Genomic DNA, 24,570 nt, shown 5'->3' on the forward strand with positions numbered 1-24,570 from the left:
GGGCGAATGACTTCACCTTTCACTGTGTTCCGGAACGGCCGCGTTTTCGACGGCGAACGCTTCCTTCCCGGACCGACGGACATCGTCTTCAGCGGCAACAGCATCGCAGCAGTGGGCGCGGGGGCCGGCGACTCACCAAATTACGCCGACGCCACGGTGGTCGACTGCACCGGGCGAACGGTGCTGCCCGGGATGATCGACCTGCACATCCACGCGACCACCTCCAACCCGGGTTCAATCCAGGGCGTAGCCGAACCCTTCTCGCTCCAGTTCTACGAATCCGTGCGCAACCTGGAAGCCACGCTGCGGGCCGGCATCACCACCGTTCGGGATGCCGGCGGGGCTGACCTTGGCGCCAAGGTGGCTGTCGAAAGCGGCCTGGTGAAGGGTCCGCGCCTTCGCCTTGCCATCAGCATCATGTCCCAGACCGGAGGGCACGGGGACTTCTGGCTGCCGTCCGGCATCGACTCCCCCGCACTCGGACCGCATCCCGGCCGGCCGAGCGGAATCGCCGACGGCGTCGAGGAAGTCCGCAAGGTCACCCGGCAGCTGCTGCGCGCCGGCGCCGACCAGATCAAGATCTGTTCGACCGGCGGTGTGCTCTCCCCCACCACCGATCCGCGGCACTCGCAGTTCACCGCTGCCGAAATTGCGGTCATCGTTGAAGAAGCAGAGCTGCAGGGCAAGTACGTCATGTCCCACGCCCAGGGCACAGCGGGTGTCATCAATGCTCTGCGTGCCGGAGTGCGAACCATCGAGCACGGCATCTACCTCAACGACGAGGCAATCCAGCTGTTCCTCGACACCAACGCCTATCTGGTGCCGACGCTGTCCGCGCCACAGGCGGTCATCCGCAAGGGCGAAACCGGGACCAGCGGCCTGCCGCCGCAGGTGATCGACAAGGCTCGCCGTGTTGCCGAGGACCATCACCGATCCGTGGCACGGGCCGTCGAAGCCGGCGTCCGGATTGCGATGGGCACCGATTCCGGAGTGGGCGCGCATGGCGAGAACCTCGGCGAACTCTCCCTGATGGCGGACGCGGGCATGAGTCTGGAACAGGTACTGGCTGCCACCACCTCCGTCGCCGGCGAACTCATCACCCACGAGCACTCGGTGGGCAGGCTTGCACCGGACTACCTCGCCGACGCCGTGGTCCTGAACGGCACGCTGGAATCAGCTGAGCAACTTCCGCGGCTTCGGTCGATGATCGGGGAGGTCTACAAGGACGGCGAGCTGCAGTTCCCGAGCTAAGTCCCGCCCCACCAGCGACGCTTCCCCGGTAGAATATTCATGGCCCCGTAGCACCGCGCACCCCATCCGTCGGTCAGTCAAGAGGCCTCCAGGAAGGGAAGATTATGGTCGAGGTGGGCGCGAACAGCACACCCGAGGTTCTCTTCGGCGGACGCTACCGGCTGCTCGAACGAATCGGGTCCGGAGCGAAAGGCACTGTTCACCGTGCCCGGGATGAGTTTCTCGGCCGCGACGTGGCGATCAAGATCCTCCCTACCGACGTGCTCAACGAGGATCAACAGAAGCGCAACGATGACGAGGTCAAGGTACTGGCGCGGCTGAACCATCACAGCCTGGTAGGACTGCTCGACGCCGGCTCTGATCTGAGCGACCCGAAAGCACCCCGCGTGTACCTGGTCATGGAACTCGTGCGTGGCTTCGATCTACGGCACCGCCTGTCCAAGGGCACCCTGCAGTTGCGCCATACGGCGCAGATCGGCTGCGACCTTGCCGAGGGTCTGGACTACATCCACAGCCAGTCAGTGGTGCACCGGGATATCAAGCCGGCCAACGTGATGCTCTTCGACTATGGCACCAAGGACGCCCGCCTGCGTGCCAAGCTGGCCGACTTCGGGATTGCCGCCCTGGCAGGTACCAAGGGCGACGACGCCAGCGCCCTGACGGGGACCGTCGCATACATGAGTCCCGAGCAGGTCAAGGGTGAGCCGCTCCAACCCGCGAGCGACATCTATTCACTGGGCCTCGTGCTGCTTCAGTGCATCACGGGCAAGCTGGAATTTCCCGGTCCGGCGGTGGAGAGTGCCGTCGTCAGGCTCTTCCGGAATCCTGAGATTCCGGCGGGCCTGGATCCGCAATGGTCGGCCCTGTTGACCGCAATGACCTCCACGGATCCGGCCGAGAGGCCCTCCGCCCGTGAGGTCTCAAAGGCGTTGTACGAGCAGACCTTCGCGGGCCGTTCACGGCGCAAGCTAGGCGGCTCCTTGCTTCCTGAGAACGAGGAGCAGCGGCTGGCGGCGGTCCGCCGCTACAACATTCTCGACACGCCACCGGATGGCGCGTTCGACCGTGTCACTTCCCTTGCCGCGCGGATCTTCTCCGTACCGACGGCGATCGTCAGCGTGGTGGACCATGACCGGATCTGGTTCAAGTCCCACTATGGGACCGACGTGGAGCAGCTCGACCGGGACCCGGGACTGTGCGCGTCGGCCATCCTTCAAAACGACCCGTGGGTCATCGAGGACACCGAGACCGACCCGCGGGCGTTGAGCAATCCACTGGTTGCCGGCGAGTTCGGCCTGAAGTTCTATGCCGGCGTTCCGCTGCGGACCCGCGACGGCTTCAACTTGGGCACCCTTTGCATTCTCGATACGGAGTCCCGGGAGTTCACCCCTGAAGAGACCGCCATACTGGAGGACCTGGCAGGGATCGTGATGAACGATCTGGAGCTCCGGCTCGAGAGCCGCAGCGCGCGGGCCTAGCGCTGAGGCGTCCTCGGCGGGGTTAACGACCTAGAAGGGGACGACGGTACGCAGCAGCCCCTCCCCCTGTGCGCGTCCAGAAAGGGAACGGCAGAATTCGATCGCATCAAGCTCGATCTCCTCGCCGCCGTCGCCCTCGCTCCAGGTGCCTCCTGCAGGACCGGTGAGGTGTAACCGGTACGGCCGGCCGTGCCTGCCTGCCCACTCGCGGACGACGTCGTCGACGACGACACCGTCATGGTCCTGTGTGAGGACCAGTTCGTTGCCGGTGGCGCGACTGAGGTCGATGCGGTGCATCCACGGGTCGCGGGTGAGGACAACGTCGATGAGGTAGCCGATGGTCCACCACTCGCTCATCGTCTCGATCGACTGCTCCTCCGGAAGCCGCCGGTTGCGGATGAAGGCGGGCATCCGCCGTCGTGCGCGGGCAGCCTTTGGCCCGATCCGACGCAACTCTGCGATGAGTTCCTCCGGCGTCCTTGCTGCGCGCTCGGAAACCTGTAGTCCGGTGAGTGCGTCGATCTGCGCGGCACCTGTCCGCTTCACGGCGTTGCCGGCTTTCACGGTCTGCCGGGCAAGCTCCCACGGAGCGGAAGCCATCGCGGCCATGCCGCAGATGTGCGCGACCATGGCCCGGACGTCCCACCCCGGGCACTCAGTGGGCAGCGTCCATTGGTCCGGCGAAAAGCCGACGACGGCGTCGGCCACCCGTGCGTATTCGTCGCGTGCCAGCCGCATGGCTACGGAGCGCTCGATTGCGATGCGGCGTGGGTGCTTCTTGCTGCCGATCTCGGTGGTTTCGGTGATCATGACGGTGTTCCCTGGTACTAAGGCAGTGGTTATGAAGGCAGGTCCAGGCCGTCGACGTACATGTCGACAGCCCGGTCCAGCAGTTTCTCCCAGCGGTTTCCGCCGGGGTCGTTGGCCAGTTGGGCGTCGATGAGCCCTCCCAGCAGCGCGGTGTAGAGGTCGATGTCTTCCTGCCGGCTCAGCCCGTAGGGTTCGAGTTCCTCGCGGAACCGCTCCAGCGCCTGGACGGAGGGGGCATACGACTCGGGTGACGGCTCGAAACCTCGGATGGTGCGTTGGTTCATCAGCTGGAAGCGGGCAATGTCGCTGACGCAGAACTCGAAGAAGGTCCGGGTGTTCCACTTGAGGAACTCGCGCAGGGATAGGTCATCTGTGCTGGGAAGGTTGGCGTTCATGTGTTCGACGCAGTCGCGCCACGCCTGGCCGAACATGGCGTCGAAGATGGCGTTTCGGGATTCGAAGTGGGTATAGAGCGACGGCGCCCGCATGCCCACGCGAGCCGCGACCTCCCGCAGGGTCACGGCGGCCAGTCCGTCCTCGCGGGCGATGGACCAGGCTGCACTAACGATCTCCCGGCGGGAAGCCTCACGCCGTTCGGCCAGCCTATCGCGAGTAGGATTTCCTAACACAGTTAGGATTCTCCTCCTGGACTTACCAAGGTGTCAATGGCCTCTGCCGACCAGAATCCGCGGTTCTCCGGGCCGGGACTGCGGCACCGTCGACGCATCTCTCACGAAGCCTTCACAGAGACCCGTGTGCTCGTTCGACGGTCCAGCACTGACGCACACACGGCGGCAGCGATGACGGCCACCGCCAGCAACAACGGCAGCTGGGTCGCATGCACGACGACGGCACCAGCCGCTGCAGTTCCTGCAGAACCGGCAGTGATTTTCATTGCTCCCACCCAGACGAACACCTGGCCTCGCGCCTCCGGCGGCGCGTACTCGCTGCGGGCCGCCAGCGTTGCAGCGAAGAAGTGCGAGTTCAGGATCCCGGCCAGCGAGTAGGTCACCACCGCGGCAGGAAAACTCCCGGCGAGTGCCGCAGCGGCGAGGGTTGCAGCAACGCCGGCCGCGAGCCACGTCATCAGCCGGTCGGCGTCGCCGCGCATGGGGCGAACCATCACTCCCGCTGAACCCACCAGACCGCCCAATCCATAGGCTGCGGCGAGGACGCCTGCTGCTGCAGGTTCGACGGCGAAATCGGCTGTGGAGGCCACAGCCGTGATGGGCAACACCGCAACAGAGAGCGCCACGATAACGGTCAGATAGAGAGTCCGACGCAAAGGACCCCTCGAGCACATCATGACCAGTGTCCGTACCGGCCTGGGTACCTCCGACGCGGCGGCAGCAGGCGATGAATACGGCAAGAGTCTGACTACTGCTGCTGCGGCAAAGGTGGCCGCAGCGAGAACCAACGCTGCCGTCGCAGGTCCGGACCACGCCGACAATGCGGCCACCAGGGCGGGCCCGATCGTTCCCGCGATACCGTACGTGGCGACATCCCAACCCTGGGCGCGGCGCTGGCTCGACAGCTCCGGGCCGGCGATGGCGGGCAGCCTACTGCTGATACCTCCGGTCAGCAGCGGCCCAACCAGTCCGGATGCAACAAGCAAAACTGCCGGCACCACAGGCCAGGTCACCGGATAGAGCAGCACCGCCGCGGCGAGCGTGGCGCCGTGAACCATACAGGCGAGCGCGATGACGGACCTGCCGTCGCGGGCACTGTCCAGGCGTCGGGCAACGAAGGGGCCCAGAAGATGCGGAGCGGTGATGCAGGCGCCCAGAAGGCCCGCCAACCAAGCCGGTGCCCCGCTCGCTGTGACGAGGAGGACGACGGCGATCACGGCGCCCCCGTCTGCGCTGCGGGCCAGCGTGGCCGCGAGAACGTAACGGGCAAGTGCCGTCGATCGAGCGTGCGACGCCGGCTTCATTCCTTGAGTCCGCACCGACGCACCGCCTCCGCCACCTCCTGGCGTCGGGCACCTTCCAGGCCGCGCAGCGGCAACGGCAGACCCGACGAAGCGATCAGGCCGAGCTCCTGGGCGATCGCTGCGGTGACGCGGAGACTGCCGTACCTGCGGAAAAGGTCCCATACCGGCTCAAGCTTCGCAGACAGGTCCCGCGCCGTAGCTTCACGCCCGCCAAGCGAATGGGCTGTGATCGCTCTGGCCGTCCGCGGAAGAACTCCTGCGAGGACTGAATACCAGATCTCACACCCGGCAATCAGTGATTCAGCCGCCGCCCAGTCGCCGCTGACACCTATCGATAGGCGTTCGGGCAGCAGGGCCCGCAACTCCCTGACCCGCTCGGATTCGTGCCCGGACTGCGGAGGCGGGATTTTGATGGAGGCAATCAACGGAAGGTCGGCAATGCGCGCATACAGCTCATTGGAGAAGGTGAAGCCCGTAGTGCCCGGGTTGTCGTAGACGACGACGGGCACCGAAGACGCCGCGCAGACGTCCTTGTAAAGTCCGTACACCTCCCCATCTGTCAGCCGTTGGTAGGACACCGGTGCTACCAGCAACGCCGAAGCTCCCGCTGCCTGAGCATCGTCAACGTGCCACAGCACATCCCGTGTGCGGACGGCACCCACCCCGGCGATGACCGGAACTGCGCCAGCCGCGTCAATAGCGGTCTCGAGCACGTACCGCCGTTCGGCCCGGGATAGGTACGCATAGTTCCCGGTCGACCCTAGGACACCAAGGGAGTCCACCCCGGCGGTGGCAGCACGTGACACAATCGCGGCCACAGCTTCCAGATCGACACGGTCATCGACCATGGGAGTGAGGGGAAAAGCGCAGAGACCGTTGAACATCAGCTCTTCTTTCGTTGTACGCATGCCCGCCCGCCGAAGGATAGGCGGCCGCGTTGACCTGTAGTGCCGTGTTCATGGTGTCAGTGCACTTGGTCCTACACTAGGTCCAACATGAGTCAGATGCGGAGGTCCAATTGATGGAGTCCGAGCTGCCGATCGTCCTGGCTAGAAGCGCAGGCGGCCCGTTGGCTGCCCAGCTGAGTGATCAGTTGCGTCAGGCCATTCTGGCTGGGCTGCTCAGGCCTGACCACAAGCTTCCTGCAACACGTCGGCTGGCCGCTGAGCTTGGCATCTCACGGGGTGTTGTGGTCCGGGCCTTTGAGCAACTGACCGGTGAAGGGTTCCTTGAGAGTTCCGGCGCCGGTGGAACCCGGGTGGTGATCCGGCCGGACCTGCAGCATCCCGTCCGCGAGGAACGCTTGGCCGCGCCCGTCGAGGACAGCAGTCCGATCATTGATCTCACCCCCGGCCGCCCTTCGGGAACACCGTTCAGCGACCGCGAGTGGCACACCGCCTGGCGGAAGGCGGTCTCCGAACCGCCGCCCACGCAGCTGCCGCCACCTCTTGGGGTCGACGTCCTGCGTCAAGCCGTAGCCCGTCACCTCGCTGCAGCTCGAGGGCTGGCGGTCGAACCGGACGATGTCATCATCACCGCAGGAACCAGCGATGCCCTGCACCTCATCGTCGCAGCCCTCCGCGACGGCCGCGGGAGCCCGCGGATCCTCGTCGAAGATCCGGGGTACCCAACGGCTCGGCGGGTCATGGCAGCGGTAGGTGCCGTAGTGGAAACACTTCCCGTCGATGAAGACGGACTAAGGGTGCGGCAGTTGGCCACCCTCGGCCGATCGCCGGACGCTGTCTTGATTACCCCGAGCCACCAGTATCCGCTGGGCGGGCGGATGCCGGTTCAGGAACGGCTGGACCTTCTGAGCTGGGCAGCACAGCATGGGGTGCTCCTGATCGAAGACGACTACGACAGCGAATTCCGCCATCGCCGGATGCCCTTGCCTGCTGCCGCTTCGCTTCCGTCTAGGGCTGATGTTGCCCTCATGGGGACGTTCTCGAAGTCGCTCAGCCCATGGCTCAGATGCGGCTACCTCGTGGTCCGCGGGGAATCTGGCCGTGCGATCAAAGCGATGCGTGAATGCCTCGATACGCCGGTCCCCGGCATCATGCAGTCTGCCCTCGCTCACTACATCGAGGCCGGGGGCCTCTCACGGCACATCACCCGCGCCCGCCGCGAATACGCACACCGCAGGTCGATGTTGCTGGAACGTCTGGGAACCCGTCCCGATGTTCACCTCGCTGCCCTCGACGGCGGGCTTCATGCTGTGGTGCGTCTGCGAGGCAAGGACGGCACTGTACTGGCGAAGGAGGCCCTACTGCGAGGGGTCCGCGTGGCCACCCTGGGGGCCTACTATGCCAACCGTGAACCTGAGAACGGGTTGGTGATCGGTTACGGCGCACCAAGCGACCTGCAGCTCGCCAAAGCCCTTGACATCATTGTCGAGCTGCTCCGCGAATGAGCCTTGGCATGGGCCATTCCGGGTTGCGAAATCCTGCCTCAAAAACGCACGCAGGGCACGGACCATTCGGTCAGTGCCCTGCTGCATGAGGTGCCGTCGCCGGCTCCGGAGGTAACGCCGTCGTACTAGTTGAAGACCGGCTCGCCCTCGCGGGTGAGCTTCCAGTTCTCCTCGTAGAAGTCGGCCGGGTTGATGCTGCCCTCGGCGATCAGGTAGTCGATGAGCAGCTGGCGGATCTCCGTGGTCTGGTTGACGAGCACCGGAGCAGTAGCGATGTGCGGGAAGTTGCCGCCGCCGGACTGCCGGTAGTTGTTCGTCGCCACGGCGAAGCGCTGGTCGGCTTCAACCGGGGCTCCGTTGTAGCTGAGGTTGACGATTCGCTCCCCTGCAGGCTTGCTGATGTCGATGTCGTAGGAGACGCCGGAGAGCATGTCGTAGTTGTAGTCGGGCGTGCCGCCGGCGTTGGTCAGCGTGGCGGGGTCGACCGGGGCACCGGGTGCGGTCTGGTTGAAGTACTTCGCCGAGTACTCGAGGTAGTCCTTGATCTGTGCACCGGTCATCTCGACACCGAACAGCGTGTTCGGGAAGACGTACAGGCCGGCCATGTCGCGGATGGTGACGGGGCCTTCGGGGATGACGGCAGCCCGGTTGAACGGCGCAACGAGCGACAGGACGGGAAGGTCAGCGTTGGGAGTGCCCTCGAGTGCCTGGTCCACGGCATCAGCCTGCACCTTGTTCACGAAGTCCATCACGGCGGTGTCGCGGAAGCGCGAGTCGGCTGCCGACATGGTCTCCGTGGCGGTCCCGATCGCGGTGTTCACGTAGTCGATGGTGCGCTGGTGCTGGCCAGCAACGAGCCCGGAGATCTCCGGGTCGGCCGGGACCGTGTTGGCGTTGAGCAGCTCAGCGTTGGCGGAGGTGACGTCCCACTGGCCGCGTACCTTGGTCAGCTCGAAGTCCATGACGGACAGCCGCTGACCCCACTGCTTGGGCTCCGTGAGGAGTACCTGCTCGCCGGTCTCCTTGTTGGTCACGAACTGCTCCGCGATTTCGCGGTGCTCGTGTCCGGCGAGGATGGCGTCGATGCCGGGAACCTGCTCGGCGATCAGCGTCGACGCGTTCTCGACGGGCAGTTCCCCGCAGTAGGACGAGGTGCCCGACGGGCCCGAGTGGGAGCTGACGACGACGACGTCCGCACCCTCGGCCCTCATCTCGGGGACATACTTCCTGGCCTGCTCAACCATGTCGAGGAAGCGCAGTTCACCTTCGACGTTGTTCTTGTCCCAAATGGCGCTGCCCGGAGTGGTGAGACCGAGGATGCCGACCTTGATGGGCTTCTGGCCCTTGAGCTTGATGGTCTTGATGACGTAGGGCGTGAACGCTTCCTCGCCGGTCTCCCAGTCCACGACGTTGGCTCCGAGAACCGGGAATTCCGCCTGTTCCTGGAAGGTGTTCAGCAGGGGCAGCCCGTAGTTGAACTCGTGGTTTCCGAGGGTCATGGCGTCGTAGCCGAGGGTATTCATCGCGGCAGCCATCGGGTGGATCTCGCCGGTTTCGGTGACGGGCTCAACGTTGGCGAAGTAGTCGGTGAGTGCCGAGCCCTGGAGGGTGTCCCCATTGTCTATGAGCAGGGTCGACTCCTCACCACGGTCCGCCCGAACCTGCTTGACCAGGCTCGAGATCTTGGCGAGGCCGATGTCGTTCTTGCCGGCGTCGTCGTACTCCGTGTTGGTGAAGTAGTCGAAGTTCTCGATGTAGCCGTGGAGGTCGCTGGTGCCCAGAACGGTGATGTCGACCGTCTTGTCATTGGCGCCTTTCGCTCCGCCGGGTGCGGCTGTGGCTGCGGGTGCGAGTCCGAGTGCTGCGACGCAGCCGAGGGCGACCGCCGCAATGGCGCGGCGATGTCCCCTGATGAAACTATCTGACACGTGAATTCAGCTCCTGTCGTGATGCGGTGTCGACAGGCTATGTGCCACCGGTGACAATTTGGTGACGTGAGGCACCTATACGGGTGAACAGTGCCGGCCACCCGGTAACCACAGGCAATCCCCCGATTGGCAGCGACGCCAACATCCTCAACGGGCGCATGACGCTCATCTCGTGATGTAACCGCTCAATTCAGTCGCGTTGTTGCATGCGCCGTGGTTTCCTGAAGAACGAGACAACCCGACGGAGGAACATTGAGTGGTGCGGGTATGAGCGAGATCCGGATGAAGACCGCATCGGGCCGGTGGATCCTGCTTGCAACGGTCCTCGGATCGGGTATCGCGGGCATCGATGCGACCGTAGTGAACGTCGCTCTGCCAACGATCGGAGCGGACCTCAGCACTGATTTCGCGGCCCTGCAGTGGATGGTCACCGGCTACACGCTGACCCTCGCATCGTTCATCCTGCTCGGTGGGTCCCTGGGGGACCGGTACGGACGCCGCCGGATCTTCATCATTGGAGTTGTTTGGTTCGCGGTCGCATCCCTGCTGTGCGGTATCGCGCCGGACGCTGGCCTGCTGATTGCTGCACGCGCCCTGCAGGGTGTGGGCGGTGCACTGCTGACGCCGGGCAGCCTTGCCATCATTCAAGCCAGTTTCTCGGGCGAGGATCGAGCGCGTGCGATTGGTGCCTGGTCCGGGTTAGGCGGAGTCGCCACCGCCATCGGTCCGTTCCTCGGCGGCTGGCTTGTTGAGAGCGTCTCCTGGCGCTGGGTTTTCCTGATCAACGTGCCGATCGCCGCCGCCGTCATCTGGATCGCGGCACGGCACGTGCCGGAGACGCGTGACGCCGGGGCGGCCGGTCGGCTCGACGTCACGGGAGCCGTCCTTGGTGCGTTGGCTCTCGCGGGTACCACCTACGCACTCATTGAAGCGCCCGCGCACGGCTTATGGACGCCGGCGGTCCTTGGTTCCGGCAGTCTCGGCATCGTCGCCGCGGCGCTCTTCCTCCTCGTGGAGTCGCGCACAGCACATCCGATGCTTCCCCTACGCATTTTTGCGAACCGGCAGTTCAGCGCAACGAACGGCGTCACCTTCCTGATCTACGCGGTGTTCGGCGGCATCTTCTTCCTCCTCGTCGTACACCTTCAGGTGGTGGCCGGCTTCAGCCCGGTCGCTTCTGGGGTCGCGATGCTTCCGATCACTGCGCTGATGCTCCTCCTCTCATCCCGCGCCGGTGCCCTGAGCGCCCGGATCGGGCCGCGGCTCCCGATGACGGTCGGTCCCCTGCTTTGCAGCGTCGCCCTGGTGCTGATGCTGCGCATCGACCAGGACGCCTCCTACGTTCTCGACGTCCTACCACCCGTGATCGTCCTCGGCCTCGGTCTGTCGCTCCTGGTGGCGCCCCTGACGGCGACCGCACTCTCCTCCATACCCGAGCACCAAGCGGGCCTGGCGTCGGGCGTGAACAACGCCGTCGCACGCGCGGCCGGGCTGATGGCCATTGCCGTCCTGCCCGCTGCTGTAGGCCTCACCGGCGACGCGTACAGCGACCCTGTGCGGTTCGGGGCCGGATTCGACGCCGCCTGCATCATCGGCGCGGTCGTGTTGGTACTGGGCAGCCTCCTCGCCGCCGTCACTATCCGCGATCCTGGGTCTGCGCCCTCGATCACGGGTGGTGCCGGCCATTCCGCCGGGAGGGTGTACCCCGCGCACTGCGCGGTGGACGGTCCCCCAGCGGCTCCCGGTGCGCTAAAAGAATCGCACCAGGTAAACGCGGCCGGGGATTCCTGATTCAGAAGTCCTGCAACTAGCCGTTAAGAGGCAGGCTCAGCCCTCGCAGCCGATCCCGTCGCCGTCGCTTCCATCGAGGCCATAGATGTCGGTGCCGACAACTCGGACGGGACCCTGCACGTAGGACGGGCCGTTGCCGTTGCCGCTCGCACAGTCCACGTCGCTGTCGATGGGCACGCAGTCGCCCTCGTAGTTCGGGTCGCAGTTGCCTGCCGGTACTGCTGCCTGAACCGGAGGGGGCGGCGGCGCAATGGCGACCGGCTTCGTCCCGACGCCGATGACTTCATTCACTGGCGCAACGCGGACTTCTTCCGCGACAGCGACCCGTCCGGTCTCGACGCCGTCCGTGAGTGTCACTTCAAATCGGGTTGCCTTGAGACCGACGACTCCCGCGACGAGGAGCGACTCCCTGCCGACCTCAGCGTTCGGATCGTCCTGTCGCACTGACTCGAACGGGAGGTCCGATTCGATCCATTCCTCAGTAGTGACTACCTCGGGGGTCGGCGTAGGACTCGGAGTGGGCTTCGCGGACGGAGTGGGCGACGGCGAGGGAGCGACGCTGGGTGACGGGCTCGCTGTCGCGGTCGTCACGGCACTGGTGTCTGCCACAGCGGAAGCGGAGCGTCCACATCCCGTAAGAGCCAGGAGCCCTATCCCCAGGACGGCTGAACAGAACGTGGCTTTGAGCGAGATTGTTGCAGGCACAGTTATCCCCATAATCGTGAAAGCGGTTGCGATGAATTCAGTATGAGGCTAAGGAACCCACCAAAGACGCAGTTCCGGCGCAGAATTCACCGCAGAGTTATCGTCCGACCGCCGTTCCGACGAATCGATTGACATGCTCGCCGAATCGAGGACGATCAAAGGTACATATCGGCTGGGCAGCGGGAGGACACCATGACAACGGACGACGTGGCAGCGAACGACGACGGCGCGAACGTCCCCATCCAGGTCGAGTTGGTGCCCGACGCCGACGCTGACTCGGCCACCCGCATCCCCGGTGCGGTGGCGGCGGCCGCGATCGCACCCAGCGCGGCACTCGCCTTCTTCGCAGCCGACGACGGCGCCACCTCCGTCTACAGTGACCCCGCCGCTTTGCGCGCCGGCGACTCCGGCCAGACGTACGAAGGTGTGGCGGAGCCAGCGCCCGGCATCAACTACGCCGACTCCCTCGGCGCCGCCGGTGCAGATGGCGGCGGCGAGTAAGCCAACGGGTCCTTCTCGGGCCCCTCAGGCCCCGAGAAGGTACTGCGACGAACTACGCGTCGACGATGATGACCGTGATCACGGGCTTCCGTCGCAGTGACCGGTCCGACCAACGCAGCAGATCCTCAGCGATGGCACGCTCAGCCTCTGGTCCGGTCTTCTGCCCCTTCAGGTGAGAGAGTGTCTTCTCGACAACCGCCGTCGCCTTGTCCAGATCGGCGTCCGTGGGTGCAAAGCCGACGGGGAAGAACTCGGGATCTTCCTCGAGCTTGCCGGTGTCCGGGTTCACGATCGCCAGTACCGTCAGGGCGCCGTCCTCGGCGAGGCGGATGCGGTCCTGCAGCGACTCCTCGGTCGCGGCACCGGCAACCATGTTCTCCACGTACACGTAGTCAGCGGTGACCTTGCCGGACACGCGCGCGACGCCGTCCTTGAGGTCCACCGTGGTGCCGTCCTCGACGATGAGCGCCTGCTTCGGGTTCACACCCGTCCGGACGGCCAGCTCGGCGTTCGCCTTGAGGTGGCGGTGCTCGCCGTGGACCGGCATTACGTTGCGAGGGCGCACCAGGTTGTAGCAGTAGACGAGCTCGCCGGCGCTGGCGTGACCAGACACGTGGACCTTGGCATTGCCCTTGTGCACCACGTTGGCGCCGAGCTTCGTGAGGTCGTTGATAAGCCGGTAGATCGAGGTCTCGTTGCCCGGGATGAGGGAGCTGGCCAGCAGAACCGTGTCGCCCTGGGTCAGGTCGATCATGTGGTCCTGGCTCGCCATGCGGGCCAGGGCAGCCATCGGCTCACCCTGCGAGCCGGTGCAGATCAGCACGGCCTTGGTCGGGGCCATCTTGTCGAGTTCCTTGAAGTCCACCAGCAGGCCGCGCGGCACGTTCAGGTAACCGAGCTCGCGGGCGGTCTTCATGTTGCGGACCATCGAACGGCCCACAAAGGCTACCTTCCGTCCGTACAGGTGGGCGGCGTCGATGACCTGCTGGATGCGGTGGATGTGGCTGGCGAAGCTGGAGACGATGATCCGGCGCGGAGCGGTACGGAACACCTCATCGATGGCCGGTGCCAGGTCCTGCTCGGAGATCTGGAAGCCGGGTACGTCGGCGTTGGTGGAGTCGGGCAGGAACAGGTCAACGCCCTCCTCACCGAGGCGGGCGAAACCGGCAAGGTCGGTGATGCGCCCATCCAGCGGGAACTGGTCCATCTTGAAGTCGCCGGTGGCCAGGACGAGTCCGGCGCTGGTGCGGATGGCAACGGCCAGACCATCAGGGATGGAGTGGTTGACGGCCAGGAACTCGAGGTCGAACGGCCCGAACTTCTTCCGGTCGCCCTCCTTGACCTGCACGGTCTTGGCGGTGATCCGGTGTTCCTGCAGCTTGGTCTTGATGAAGGCCAGCGTCAGCTTCGCGGAGATGATGGGGATGTCGGCGCGCTCGCGCAGCAGGTACGGCACGGCACCGATGTGGTCCTCGTGGCCGTGGGTCAGCACCAGGCCGACGATGTCGTCCAGACGGTCCCGCAGGTAGGAGAAGTCCGGCAGGATCAGATCCACGCCCGGGTGGTGTTCTTCCGGGAAGAGGACGCCGCAGTCGACGATGAGCAGCTTGCCGCCGAACTCGAAGACGGTCATGTTTCGCCCGATCTCCTCCAGCCCGCCCAGCGCGACAATGCGCATGGCGCCGCGATCGAGCTTCGGCGGGGTCTGGTCCGCTCGTGAGGTGGAGTGGTGGCGTGAAGTCCTGGTCATGGGATCCGATCTCTATGTCGGGCGGGAACCCGGAGCTCAAATACCGGCGGTAAGGTGCTTCGTGGCGTGGACGCCCTGCTGGGCCGCTGACGCGCGCTGCAAACAGCACTGGCGGAACGGCATTACTTTGTACCGACTTTATCAGCGCAAGGCAGCAAACGACGACGGCGGCAGCCGCCTTCACTGCGGACGGCACTGCGTCGCCGCCTGCCGGAAGCGCCCAGGCAACCGCCAAATGGACGAACACCGATATTTCGTGAGAACCTTCACAGGTTTTGGTGTGGTGCACGCCACTGCGTCCATCGACGTCGTGCACCACCAAGCGCATACCCACGCTCTCACAGAAGGAATTCACACACATGAGCGGTGTCTTATCAGCCATCAATGGCGTCATCTGGAGCGACTTCCTCGTTTACCTCTGCCTCGCCACCGGCGTCTACTTCTCCGTTCGTTCGCGCTTCCTGCAGGTGCGGCACATCAAGGGAATGGTTCACCAGCTGCTTCACGGTCAGAAGTCCGACTCCGGCGTCTCTTCGTTCCAGGCCCTGGCAATGTCACTGTCCGGCCGTGTCGGAACCGGCAACGTCGCCGGTGTCGCCACCGCCGTCGCCTTCGGCGGTCCGGGTGCCCTCTTCTGGATGTGGATGATGGCCTTCCTCGGGGCGTCGACCTCCTTCATCGAGTCGACCCTCGGCCAGATCTACAAGACCAAGGACCCGCTGACCGGTGAGTACCGCGGCGGCCCGGCCTACTACTTCTCCCGTGCCCTTGCCCACACCAAGGGTGCCCGCATCTTCAAGGGCTACGGCTACGTCTTCGCTGCCGTGACCGTTCTGGCCTGCGGCGCACTGATGCCCGGCGTTCAGGCCAACTCCATGGCCACCGCCATCAACGGAGCCTGGACGCTTCCGCCGTGGACTGTCGCCGTCGGCTCCGTCATCCTGCTGGCCTTCGTGATCATCGGCGGCGTCAAGCGCATTGCCAGCGTCGCATCGTTCGTGGTGCCGTTCATGGCCGTCGGGTACATCGTGCTCGCCCTGATCGTCGTGTTCGTCAACGCCGCCCAGCTGCCGGAGATCATCTCGCTGGTATTCCGCAGTGCGCTGGGCATGGATTCCGCGCTGGGCGCCGTCGTCGGACTGGCTGTGATGTGGGGCGTGAAGCGCGGTGTCTACTCCAACGAAGCCGGCCAGGGAACGGGTCCGCACTCCGCGGCCGCTGCTGAGGTTTCGCACCCGGCGAAGCAGGGCCTGGTTCAGGCCTTCGCCGTGTACATCGACACGCTGTTCGTGTGCTCGGCTACCGGTTTCCTGATCCTTTCGACGGGCGCGTACCGCGTCTTCTCCGGAGGCACCGAGGACGGCGACGTCCTGGTGGAGGGCGGCCTGCTGTCGGCGACTGCCGCCGTCGGTCCCCAGTACGTGCAGACCGGCTTCGATTCCGTGTTCCCCGGCTTCGGCGCCTCGTTCATCGCGATCACGCTGATCTTCTTCTGCCTCACCACCGTCATCGCCTACTACTACATGGCCGAGACCAACCTGCGCTTCCTGGTGGGCAACTCGTCCAACAGGCTCATCCCGGGTCTCCGGGTCAGCGTCGGGCGTGCAACCACGATGGCACTGCAGGTGGCAATCCTCATCGCCGTCGCGTACGGAAGCGTGAACACGGCCGCCGATGCCTGGCTGATGGGCGACATCGGCGTGGGGCTGATGGCATGGCTGAACATCATCGGCATCCTGATCCTGCAGAAGCCCGCCTTCCAGGCGCTCAAGGACTTCGAACGGCAGCAGAAGCTCGGTCTCGACCCGGTCTTCGACCCGAAGCCGCTGGGCATCGTCGGGGCCACCTTCTGGGAGTCCTACCAGCCCGCCGGCGGGGAACGGGACGACCGCGAGAAGGAATCCGCGCGGAGCTAGCCTCCCTTTCGTGCAAGGCACAGACAGGAACGACGACGGCGCTCGCATCAGCGGGCGCCGTCGTCGTTCGTGTTGGGTGGTAGCTTCGGCGACGCTAGCTCGCGCTTTCAAGCCCTCGCGAGCACGATCGGTTGGTAATAGCCTGTGACGTCGGGGGTGAGCCATTCGACCTCGGTGAATCCGGCGTCAAGCAGCAGGGTTTCGAGCTCCGTGCGCAGCAGTGCACGGTAACGGGTTCTACTCGAGCGGGCCCGCCATGACCCGGTCGCCTCCTCAGTGAGGATGAATAGCTCAATGTCGAGGTACGCCGCGTCGGGTGACCATTGCCACGCCTGACCTGACGCGTGTCGTGAGCCGGCTTCTCCGTGAACGGCGATCGGCACCCCGTCTGGTCGAGCGCGCCTCAACCCGTCATAGTCGCGCAAGGAGACGAGCAACAGCCCGGCCGGTCGCAGGCACGCACGGACACTCCGCAAACCAGCTTCAAGATGCTCGTCGGTCAGCAGGTGCGGTAGTGCGTTGTCGCAGGAAACGGCCACGTCGAAGCTTCCTTCGACGTGATCGCGGACGTCGCGGATGTCGCAGACCGTGAAGTCGACGTCGATTCCCCGCCCGGCCGCCTCCTCCCGGGCACGATCAACTGCCGCAGAGCTCACGTCGGTGGCCGTCACCGCGTACCCGAGCGACGCCAAAGGAAGGGCCTGGGTACCGATGCCGCACGTGCAATCCAACAGACGCCCCGCGAGGATCCCCCGCTGCGCGAGAACATCAGCGATGACCCGCCCATGCTCCCGAGCCGCGGACCACCAATCATCGAAGAGGAGATGGTACTCAGATGCGAGGGCGTCGTAGAACTCCTCCGGGGTAGCCATCTCTGCGACCCCACCTTCTGAGTCGGCGCGATCTACGCCCGTCCCGCACTAAGCCCTGCCCTGTCCCCTCGTGGAGTGGGCTCATAAAGCCCACTCCGTGGCACGCCCCCACGCCACGAAGATCGCGAGCAGGAGAGCCGCGATGTTGATGGCGAAGCCCTTCTCACCGCGCGAGATGTGAAAGGCGATGGACAGCGCCATGATGAGCGCCAGTCCGATGGCGGCTGCCGGGATGAGGAAGGTAGCAACCCGGAAGATTCCGGGGAGGATCAGCCCCAGCGCGCCCAGGATCTCGAACGTTCCGGCTGTGCGTGCATAGGCCGGTTTGTCCGCCGCCCAGGTGAGCCCGTGCGACACCAGATTCTCTATCGGTTGAAAGGCTTTCGAGATACCGGCGGCGAGGAAGAACGCGGCGAGGGCACCGGCAACAATCCACAGCGCAATATTCATGACTTCTCCTCGTGAAGCCCCGACAGGGTAAGCATGCTCTCGATTCGTCGGTTTGGCTATGGATTTCCCGTGCCCTCGGCCGGCGATCTAGCGGCGGGCGCCGTCGTCGTTCTTCACCCGGCGGACGAACAGCGACAGCACCACTGCAACGACGGCCAACACACCGCCGACGGCGAACGCGGCCTGCGCGCCGGACGCCTGGGCCGGACCTTCCGCCGCTCCCCCGGCCGACGCGGTGGCGGCCCCGACGGTGAGGGCAGCGACGAGAATCGCCGTTCCCGCTGCGCCCGCGAGCTGCTGCAACGTGTTCAGGCTGGCACTGCCGTGGCCGTAGAGGTTGCGGGGCAGGGCGCTGAGTGCCGCCGTCATGAGCGGGGTCATGAGCATCGCGAGGCCGACGGAGAACATCCCGTACATCGCACCGACCGTCACCAGCGAGGTATCCGCGTTCAGGGTGGAGAGCGCCCATTGGCCACCGGCGACCAGCAGGGCACCGGGGATCACCAGCGGGCGGGGGCCAACGGCGTCGTACACGCGGCCGACGATCGGCGAAGCCATGCCCTGGAGCAGACCGCCCGGCAGGAGCAGCAGACCGGTGGTGAGGACACTCGCGCCGAGGCCGTTCTGCAGGTAGATCGGGAGGACGGTGACGGTGCCGATCATGGTCGCGAAGGCGATCATCAGCAGCGCAACCGAGACGCGGAAGTTGTGAACGGCGAAGGGGCGCAGGTCCAACAGGGCGGAGTCGGAGACGCGTTGCAGGCGCAGCTGGCGGCGCACGAACACGCCGAGCGCGACAACTCCGACCACCAACGCAGCGACCGGCAGCCATGCGCCGTCGAGGACCACGTCGATCGACGCCAGCGCGTACACGAGTCCGCCGAAACCGACCGCGGACAGCAGCACCGAGAGTGCATCGAGCGGGGCCTTGCGCGTATCGCCGGTCTTCTTCAGGAGCACCAGGCCGAGGACGAAGACGACGGCGATCACCGGGAGCATGAGCCCGAAGATCCAGCGCCAGCCGAACGCGGCGACGACGACGCCGGACAGCGTCGGCCCGATGGCTGGCGCCACCGAAATGACGACCGAGTTCAGCCCATGACGGTGCCGCGGTGGGCGAGCGCGACGAAGGTGAGCGTGGTGGTCATCAGCAGCGGCAGGATGATGGCGGTGCCGCCGGCCTGGATGACGCGGGCGATGAGGACGACGCCGAAGGTCGGCGCGACGGCGGCGAGCAGAGTGCCGGCGATGAATAGCAAGAGCGCCGCAGTGAAGAGCGTGCGCGTGGTGAAGCGCTGCAGGAGGAACCCGGTGGTGGGGATCACCACGGCCATGGTGAGGAGGAAGCCGGTGGTGAGCCACTGCACTGTGGTGGCGGTGACGGAGAATTCCTGCATGAGGTTGGGCAGGGCGACGCCCACCACGGTCTCGTTCAGGATCATCACGAACGCGGACAGCGCGAGCACCGCGATGATCGGCACGACCCGGGTGGGAGCCTGGGGTTCGACGGCGGTGGCCGGGCGGGCGGACTGGTCCTCGCGGGCTGGGGAGGGCGGCATGGGCTACCTGTTTCTGATCGTAGGGTCGCTCGATAGTGTCACATTGTGACAGTACGTCGTAAGCTGACAGAAGCGGATGTGGACAGTTTCATAGGAGGACACATGAACGACGACGGCGCTCCCTCCTTACGCGCACGACGACGCCTGGACACCGAGCGTGAGATCCACCGAGCGGCGCTCGAGCTTTTCGAGGAACAGGGCATCCAGGCGACGACGGTTCAGCAGATCGCCGACCGGGCCGGTGTCTCGTCGAGGACGTTCTTCCGGTACTTCACACGGAAGGAGCATGCGGCACTGCCCGGGCAGCACCGGATGCTGGCGGGTGTGCGGGCGTTCAAGACGTCCGCGTCCAAACCCCGGGACCTGTTGCGGGACATCGAAGCGATGGCCGAATCCGTCATGCGTCTTGAGAACGGCGAGGACCTCGCCGAGCATGGCCGGGTGATACGCATCCTAGGGAAGGATCCGGAACTCCTCGCCTCGGCTGCCGCTCAGGATCAGGTGCTGGCCGGCGAGCTGCGAGCCCGGATCACGTCGCAGCTCGGGGATAGGGCTGATTCGCTGAACCTGCTGCTGCTGACCGAGGTGGCGGTTGCGGTGTGGCGGGCGTCGTGGGCCCGCTGGGGTGAACTCGCGGCGGACGGTAAGGCGTACGACCCGGTGGAGGTATATCGGGAGACCCGGGCAGAGTTGCGGCGGGCGGTCGGGTAGCGCCGAGTACAGACATGCAGCGGCGCCCCTCCCCGCAGAGGAAGAGGCGCCGCTCGGGGTCCTGCGTTAATTCAGTCTCGCCAGCACCTAGGACGCGAACTCGGCCGTCGTCGCCGAGCCCTTCAGGTCCGGCGTCGCAATCCCGTCGGCGAGCGCGGACTCGAAGGCGCTTGTCAGCGACTTCGAAGCAGCATCCTCCCCCAGATGATCAAGCATCATCGCGGCAGCCCACAGCGCACCGACCGGATTGGCGATCCCCTTCCCCGCGAGGTCGGGAGCCGAACCGTGGACCGGCTCGAACATCGACGGGAATCGACGCTCCGGGTTCAGGTTGGCACTCGGCGCAATCCCGATGGACCCGGCGACACCCGCCACCAGGTCGGACAGGATGTCCCCGAACAGGTTCGACGCGACGATGGTCCGGACGCTCGTCGGCTTCATGACCAAGCGCGCCGCCAGCGCGTCGATGAGCACCTTCTCAACGACGACGTCGGGAAACTCCTTCGCCGTCTCGGCCACGACTTCATCCCAGAACGGCATGGTGTGAATGATGCCGTTGGACTTCGTCGCAGAGACCAACTGCCCGCCACGCTCAGCGGCGGCGGTCGCGGCATAGCGCGCGACCCGCGAAATCCCCGCACGAGTGAAGACGCTCTCCTGCACCGCGAACTCGGGAGCCGTCCCCGAGCCGAACCGCCCGCCGATCTGCGAGTACTCCCCCTCGACGTTCTCGCGCACCACCACGATGTCCAGGTCCTCGATGCCGGGCATGGACCCGGTGACGCCGGGGAGCAACCGCATCGGCCGCAGGTTCACGTACTGGTCGAACTCGCGGCGGATCGGGATCAGCAGGCCCCAGAGCGTGACGTCGTCGGGCACGTCCGGGATGCCGACTGCTCCCAAGTAGATGCCGTCACCGCTGCTGAGCTGCTCGATGCCGTCGACCGGCATCGTGCGTCCGGTCCTGCGGTAGAGGTCGCTGTTCCAGTCGCGAACTCGCCACTGCACGGAGAAGCCGTGCAACTCGGCAGCGGCGTCGACACATTTCATGGCCACGTCGGTGACATCAACGCCGATGCCGTCGCCGGGAATCGGAATCAATGACGTACGTGCGGGTCATGAAGTTCCTATCGTTCGAACGGTCTAGACATACGGGTTGGGCATCAGCGTGTACTTGGTTTCTTCGGGTTGAACCGGTGGGCGGCGCGCGTCCGGCCGCATGCTCTAATTATTGCTGTCGACTTTGGGGGAAATTGCAAATGAATGGTGTTGAGCAGTGACCGAGCTCGGTCGGATCTATTGGTCCAGACAGCTCCTGAAACTGAGTTATTCAGTCGTCGTTCTGTGGCTCGCGTGGTCCGTAATTAGTCCACTCCTCAGCGGCTCGCCTATTTCGACGCCACCATCCGGCGCTTCGGGAGTCTCTGCTGCATCGGACGTTCTGCTCTCCCTCGGTCAGCAAGTGCTAGCAGCAGCAATTGCCCCTGGAGTCATATTGCTGGCCCTTGGTATTACCGCGGGGATCATCACGTCGCGCGATGTTCGACGTCGCGATCCCGTTCGGCGCTTCACCAAGCAGCAGCGGCGCGACGGCATGGCCCGCGCAGAAGGGCAGTGCGAGCTCGGCGTGGGCTCCCGCCGTTGTTCCCGACCGGCCGAACATGGCGATCACTTCTACCCGTGGTCCAAGGGTGGGTCGACGAGCCTGCAAAACTTCGTCGCGGCTTGCAGCAGGTGCAACCGATCGAAGGGCGCCCGCATCCCTTCGCCGAGCGCGCAGCGGCGCATCGAACGAAGACGCCTCGCGGTCGACGGGGATCCGTCCATGGCTCTCGTGGGTGAACGTTCCGAATTGACTCCCTGACACTACTCACCGCTCGACAACGCCTCGTTTGCGGCCCACTTGTTATGCGATGCGCGGTTCCGTATCCCTTCCGCCAGACACGACACCTTCCGTCTGTGGTGAAGGGGCCTGCACGGTAGCTGCTTAGATTGATCCATGAATGAACACCCCCAAGATCTTGGGATCTTCGTGTCAGGCAATGAAGCTGCAGTGGTCGGCACCACGGACCTCGTCCAGAAGTTCATGGACGAACTAAGTATCAAGCCGGATCTCGCGGGCAACGCCAAGAAGGCAACTCTCGACGCTGTGGCGGCTGTAGCCGGGATTTCCGCTATCGGATCATCGATGTCGGGCAAGACCTTCACCCTCACTGCTGAATCAGCCGACCTCGTCGAGAAATTTCGTCATTTCGCCCCCGAAGGGCCGATGGCGGGCGTCATCCGCGGAGCGCAAGGACGCATCGTGGGCCATGCAAAATTCGAGCCTGCGGCGATGAATCCGATGGCAATGTCAAACGTCGCGACGCTCAGCGCTGCCGCTGCGCTGAAGGCTGCACTGGCGGATCTCGAGCAGCTAGTCGAAGCAATGGACGTCAAGCTCGACCGCCTCCTCTCTGATAACCGGGCAAGAGCGTTGGGCGACGTTCAGGGCATCACACAAGTGTTGGAGAAGGCCTATTCGCTGTATGAAGAAACCGGGCGCATTAGCGAAACCACCTGGGCGCAAGTCTCTGGTCACGCAACTGCGCTGGCCCAAGCCAGCTCACACGCCCTGAACCAGCTGGACGTCATTGCCGACTCTCTCAAGACAGGCAGCGCAGGAGAGCGAGCCGACGCAGCTAAGCATGCCTCTGATTCTGAACTCCGTTCGTGGTTGGTTCTACTTGCTGCATGCCAGGCGAATCAGACGCGACTGGACACATTAGAGATAGTTCACGCGGCTCGCACCGCGCCGGATGATTTGAACTATCACAGAGCTGCCATTGAACGTGCAGCGGCTCAGCGACATGAACTAGCTGGGCTCAGACTGCAACGGTTGAATGATGCAGTGGCGGACACTGCGAGCATCAATGACTTCTCGCGGGTGGTCAATCCCCTACGAAGCAGGTCAACGCTGAACGCGGTAGAGAAGATTCTTGAAATTGTGCGCCAATTCGCCACCATCTACGGCCTTGAGAATCTTGTTTACGGGACTGTTGAGCGTGAATCTTGGCGGAAGTCCTTGAGCGATCTGACGGGTCAGACACGACAGGTTTTGGGTTCGGTTGCACAATCGGTTCCCGAGACTGTCGGGAAGGCCAAACCTCAGATTAAGAAGCTCGGAGAGATTGATCTTGGCCGTCCCAAATGGCCGAGGAGGACGAAAACCGATGCGCCTAACCAGCTCGAGACGACTCCGGACGACCCCGAAGCTTCAGGGTGAACCCCTGAGAAAGTGCGATGTTGACGGCCTGGTTGCATCGACGGGTAGTGACGCGGAATGACCCGTGCTTTCAGGCCGGTCCGTTCCGCCAGACCTACACTTGTCGCAGCAACCGCCCAACGAAGGATGAACTATGCCGGTAGAGATGGGACTCTGGCGCGTCGACGAAAGACCCCAGCGAATTGCTCCTCAAGCAATGCCGCTGGAGTCCAAACTCGAGAAGCTGATACTCGATGAGCCAGAAATCCTCGAAACAAAGCTACTGCTGTTGGGCAGCCAAGTCCCCACGAAATACGGCAAGTTCATCGATCTGCTGGGTGTAGACGCGGACGGCGTCCTTCACATCCTGGAGCTCAAGCGTGACCGTACACCGAGAGATGTTGTGGCGCAGATGCTCGATTACGCGTCCTGGGTGCAAGAACTAGGGAATGATGACGTACGCGAAGTTTTCGAGCGCACAAGCGATGGTTTGGTCTTTGATGAGGCGTTCGCAAAGAGGTTCGACGGTGCACCGGTACCCGACGATCTGAATTCAGTCCACGTGATGACCATCGTCGCTAGCGACCTTGATGCAGGTACCGAACGTATCGTGTCTTACCTCAACAGATTCCACAGTGTGCCGATCAACGTGATGAAGTTCCGCTACTTCAACGACAACGGACATGAGTATCTAGCCCGGACCTGGCTGGTCGACGAAGCAACGGCAGCACCTGCCGCCGCCTCGGGTCGAAACAAGTCGACGAAGGCAGCTTGGAATGGAAACGATTGGTATGTGGCCTTCGGCGATGATCACTCGCGGTCCTGGGATGACGCGCGTTCCTTCGGGTTTGTATCGGCTGGAGGTGGCGATTGGTATTCGAAGACTTTGAAGAGTCTCCCCGAGGGAGCAAGAATTTTTGTTCACGTCCCGAAGCGAGGCTACGTCGGAGTTGGAGTAGTTCTCGGCACCGCTGCACCAGCGGATGAAGCTCGGCTGACAGTAAACGGCGAAGAACGCGCTTTCAGATCGTTGAACCTCACCCGCAGCTATCGGCACGCAGATTCAGATAGTGAGGACGTCGCCGAATACGTTGTTCCGGTGCGCTGGCTTTCAACGGTTCCGCTGGACAAAGCATTTTGGCGCCAGGGAATGTTCGCCAACCAAAACAGTGCCTGCAAACTGCGAAATCAGTTCACGATCGAGGAGATCTCAAAGGCGTTCTCCATTCCTGATGCTGTCTAGTTCGAACCACCAAGCCGG

Annotated in this window: 20 protein-coding genes and 1 pseudogene; 10 read left to right on the forward strand and 11 right to left on the reverse strand. The window is 64.4% G+C overall.

Going from position 1 to position 24,570, the window contains the following annotated elements:
• Positions 1–6: 6 nt before the first annotated feature.
• Both AC5RU3_RS13090 and AC5RU3_RS13095 read left to right on the forward strand, forming a co-directional pair.
• Positions 7–1,251 carry a metal-dependent hydrolase family protein gene (locus AC5RU3_RS13090; RefSeq protein WP_493965819.1) on the forward strand — a complete coding sequence of 415 codons (1,245 nt, stop codon included), beginning with the start codon at positions 7–9 and terminating at the stop codon, positions 1,249–1,251.
• A 104-nt stretch (positions 1,252–1,355) separates the two neighbouring features.
• Complete coding sequence (locus AC5RU3_RS13095) at positions 1,356–2,729, forward strand: GAF domain-containing serine/threonine-protein kinase (protein ID WP_493965820.1); 1,374 nt, start codon at positions 1,356–1,358, stop codon at positions 2,727–2,729.
• Between the two features lie 30 nt (positions 2,730–2,759).
• Here AC5RU3_RS13095 and AC5RU3_RS13100 read toward each other — a convergent pair whose 3' ends face one another.
• The 4 genes from AC5RU3_RS13100 to AC5RU3_RS13115 form a co-directional block, all read right to left on the reverse strand.
• Positions 2,760–3,539, reverse strand: coding sequence for a maleylpyruvate isomerase family mycothiol-dependent enzyme (locus AC5RU3_RS13100; RefSeq protein ID WP_493965821.1), 780 nt, complete (start codon positions 3,537–3,539; stop codon positions 2,760–2,762).
• Between the two features lie 29 nt (positions 3,540–3,568).
• Positions 3,569–4,168, reverse strand: coding sequence for a TetR/AcrR family transcriptional regulator (locus tag AC5RU3_RS13105; protein ID WP_493965822.1), 600 nt, complete (start codon positions 4,166–4,168; stop codon positions 3,569–3,571).
• Between the two features lie 101 nt (positions 4,169–4,269).
• The gene (locus AC5RU3_RS13110) at positions 4,270–5,472 is read right to left on the reverse strand and encodes an MFS transporter (RefSeq protein WP_493965823.1); all 1,203 of its coding nucleotides are present in this window, start codon (positions 5,470–5,472) and stop codon (positions 4,270–4,272) included.
• Positions 5,469–6,380, reverse strand: coding sequence for a dihydrodipicolinate synthase family protein (locus AC5RU3_RS13115; RefSeq protein WP_493965824.1), 912 nt, complete (start codon positions 6,378–6,380; stop codon positions 5,469–5,471). Before AC5RU3_RS13115 ends, AC5RU3_RS13110 begins: the two co-directional genes overlap by 4 nt.
• A gap of 113 nt (positions 6,381–6,493) precedes the next feature.
• Between AC5RU3_RS13115 and pdxR the strand changes: the two genes are divergently transcribed.
• Positions 6,494–7,882, forward strand: coding sequence for a MocR-like pyridoxine biosynthesis transcription factor PdxR (pdxR, locus tag AC5RU3_RS13120; protein ID WP_493965825.1), 1,389 nt, complete (start codon positions 6,494–6,496; stop codon positions 7,880–7,882).
• Between the two features lie 125 nt (positions 7,883–8,007).
• Here pdxR and AC5RU3_RS13125 read toward each other — a convergent pair whose 3' ends face one another.
• Positions 8,008–9,810, reverse strand: coding sequence for a bifunctional metallophosphatase/5'-nucleotidase (locus AC5RU3_RS13125; protein ID WP_493965826.1), 1,803 nt, complete (start codon positions 9,808–9,810; stop codon positions 8,008–8,010).
• A gap of 267 nt (positions 9,811–10,077) precedes the next feature.
• Here AC5RU3_RS13125 and AC5RU3_RS13130 point away from each other — a divergent pair, with 267 nt between their 5' ends.
• The gene (locus AC5RU3_RS13130) at positions 10,078–11,601 is read left to right on the forward strand and encodes an MFS transporter (RefSeq protein ID WP_493965827.1); all 1,524 of its coding nucleotides are present in this window, start codon (positions 10,078–10,080) and stop codon (positions 11,599–11,601) included.
• Between the two features lie 36 nt (positions 11,602–11,637).
• On the opposite strand, the gene AC5RU3_RS13135 is transcribed toward AC5RU3_RS13130, so the two are convergent.
• The gene (locus AC5RU3_RS13135) at positions 11,638–12,210 is read right to left on the reverse strand and encodes a G5 domain-containing protein (protein ID WP_493965828.1); all 573 of its coding nucleotides are present in this window, start codon (positions 12,208–12,210) and stop codon (positions 11,638–11,640) included.
• A 288-nt stretch (positions 12,211–12,498) separates the two neighbouring features.
• On the opposite strand from AC5RU3_RS13135, the gene AC5RU3_RS13140 reads away from it, so the two are divergent.
• Entirely contained in the window at positions 12,499–12,807 is a 309-nt protein-coding gene (locus AC5RU3_RS13140; RefSeq protein WP_493965829.1) for a hypothetical protein, read from the forward strand.
• A gap of 52 nt (positions 12,808–12,859) precedes the next feature.
• Here the strand turns inward: AC5RU3_RS13140 and AC5RU3_RS13145 are convergent, their stop codons facing one another.
• A complete protein-coding gene (locus AC5RU3_RS13145) occupies positions 12,860–14,557 on the reverse strand; it encodes a ribonuclease J (protein WP_493965830.1) in 1,698 nt (565 codons plus the stop codon).
• Between the two features lie 359 nt (positions 14,558–14,916).
• Between AC5RU3_RS13145 and AC5RU3_RS13150 the strand changes: the two genes are divergently transcribed.
• Positions 14,917–16,473: an alanine/glycine:cation symporter family protein gene (locus AC5RU3_RS13150; protein WP_493965831.1), complete on the forward strand. Its 1,557-nt coding sequence runs from the start codon at positions 14,917–14,919 to the stop codon at positions 16,471–16,473.
• 107 nt (positions 16,474–16,580) lie between these two features.
• On the opposite strand, the gene AC5RU3_RS13155 is transcribed toward AC5RU3_RS13150, so the two are convergent.
• From AC5RU3_RS13155 to AC5RU3_RS13165, 3 genes and pseudogenes are all read right to left on the reverse strand, one after another.
• A complete protein-coding gene (locus AC5RU3_RS13155) occupies positions 16,581–17,345 on the reverse strand; it encodes a class I SAM-dependent methyltransferase (RefSeq protein WP_493965832.1) in 765 nt (254 codons plus the stop codon).
• A gap of 81 nt (positions 17,346–17,426) precedes the next feature.
• On the reverse strand, positions 17,427–17,795 hold the full coding sequence (locus AC5RU3_RS13160) for a DoxX family protein (RefSeq protein ID WP_493965833.1): 369 nt from the start codon (positions 17,793–17,795) through the stop codon (positions 17,427–17,429).
• Between the two features lie 87 nt (positions 17,796–17,882).
• Positions 17,883–19,354: pseudogene (locus tag AC5RU3_RS13165) on the reverse strand (DHA2 family efflux MFS transporter permease subunit).
• A gap of 102 nt (positions 19,355–19,456) precedes the next feature.
• Here AC5RU3_RS13165 and AC5RU3_RS13170 point away from each other — a divergent pair.
• Positions 19,457–20,065 carry a TetR family transcriptional regulator gene (locus AC5RU3_RS13170; RefSeq protein ID WP_493965834.1) on the forward strand — a complete coding sequence of 203 codons (609 nt, stop codon included), beginning with the start codon at positions 19,457–19,459 and terminating at the stop codon, positions 20,063–20,065.
• Between the two features lie 87 nt (positions 20,066–20,152).
• On the opposite strand, the gene AC5RU3_RS13175 is transcribed toward AC5RU3_RS13170, so the two are convergent.
• Positions 20,153–21,166 carry an isocitrate/isopropylmalate family dehydrogenase gene (locus AC5RU3_RS13175; protein ID WP_493965835.1) on the reverse strand — a complete coding sequence of 338 codons (1,014 nt, stop codon included), beginning with the start codon at positions 21,164–21,166 and terminating at the stop codon, positions 20,153–20,155.
• Positions 21,167–21,659: 493 nt separating this feature from the next.
• Here AC5RU3_RS13175 and AC5RU3_RS13180 point away from each other — a divergent pair, with 493 nt between their 5' ends.
• The 3 genes from AC5RU3_RS13180 (at position 21,660) to AC5RU3_RS13190 (ending at position 24,552) form a co-directional block, all read left to right on the forward strand.
• A complete protein-coding gene (locus tag AC5RU3_RS13180) occupies positions 21,660–21,929 on the forward strand; it encodes an HNH endonuclease (RefSeq protein WP_493966034.1) in 270 nt (89 codons plus the stop codon).
• 135 nt (positions 21,930–22,064) lie between these two features.
• On the forward strand, positions 22,065–23,330 hold the full coding sequence (locus AC5RU3_RS13185) for a hypothetical protein (RefSeq protein WP_493965836.1): 1,266 nt from the start codon (positions 22,065–22,067) through the stop codon (positions 23,328–23,330).
• A 133-nt stretch (positions 23,331–23,463) separates the two neighbouring features.
• Positions 23,464–24,552, forward strand: coding sequence for an endonuclease NucS domain-containing protein (locus tag AC5RU3_RS13190; protein ID WP_493965837.1), 1,089 nt, complete (start codon positions 23,464–23,466; stop codon positions 24,550–24,552).
• Positions 24,553–24,570: the final 18 nt, after the last annotated feature.

This window comes from Arthrobacter sp. MDB1-55, assembly GCF_059092925.1.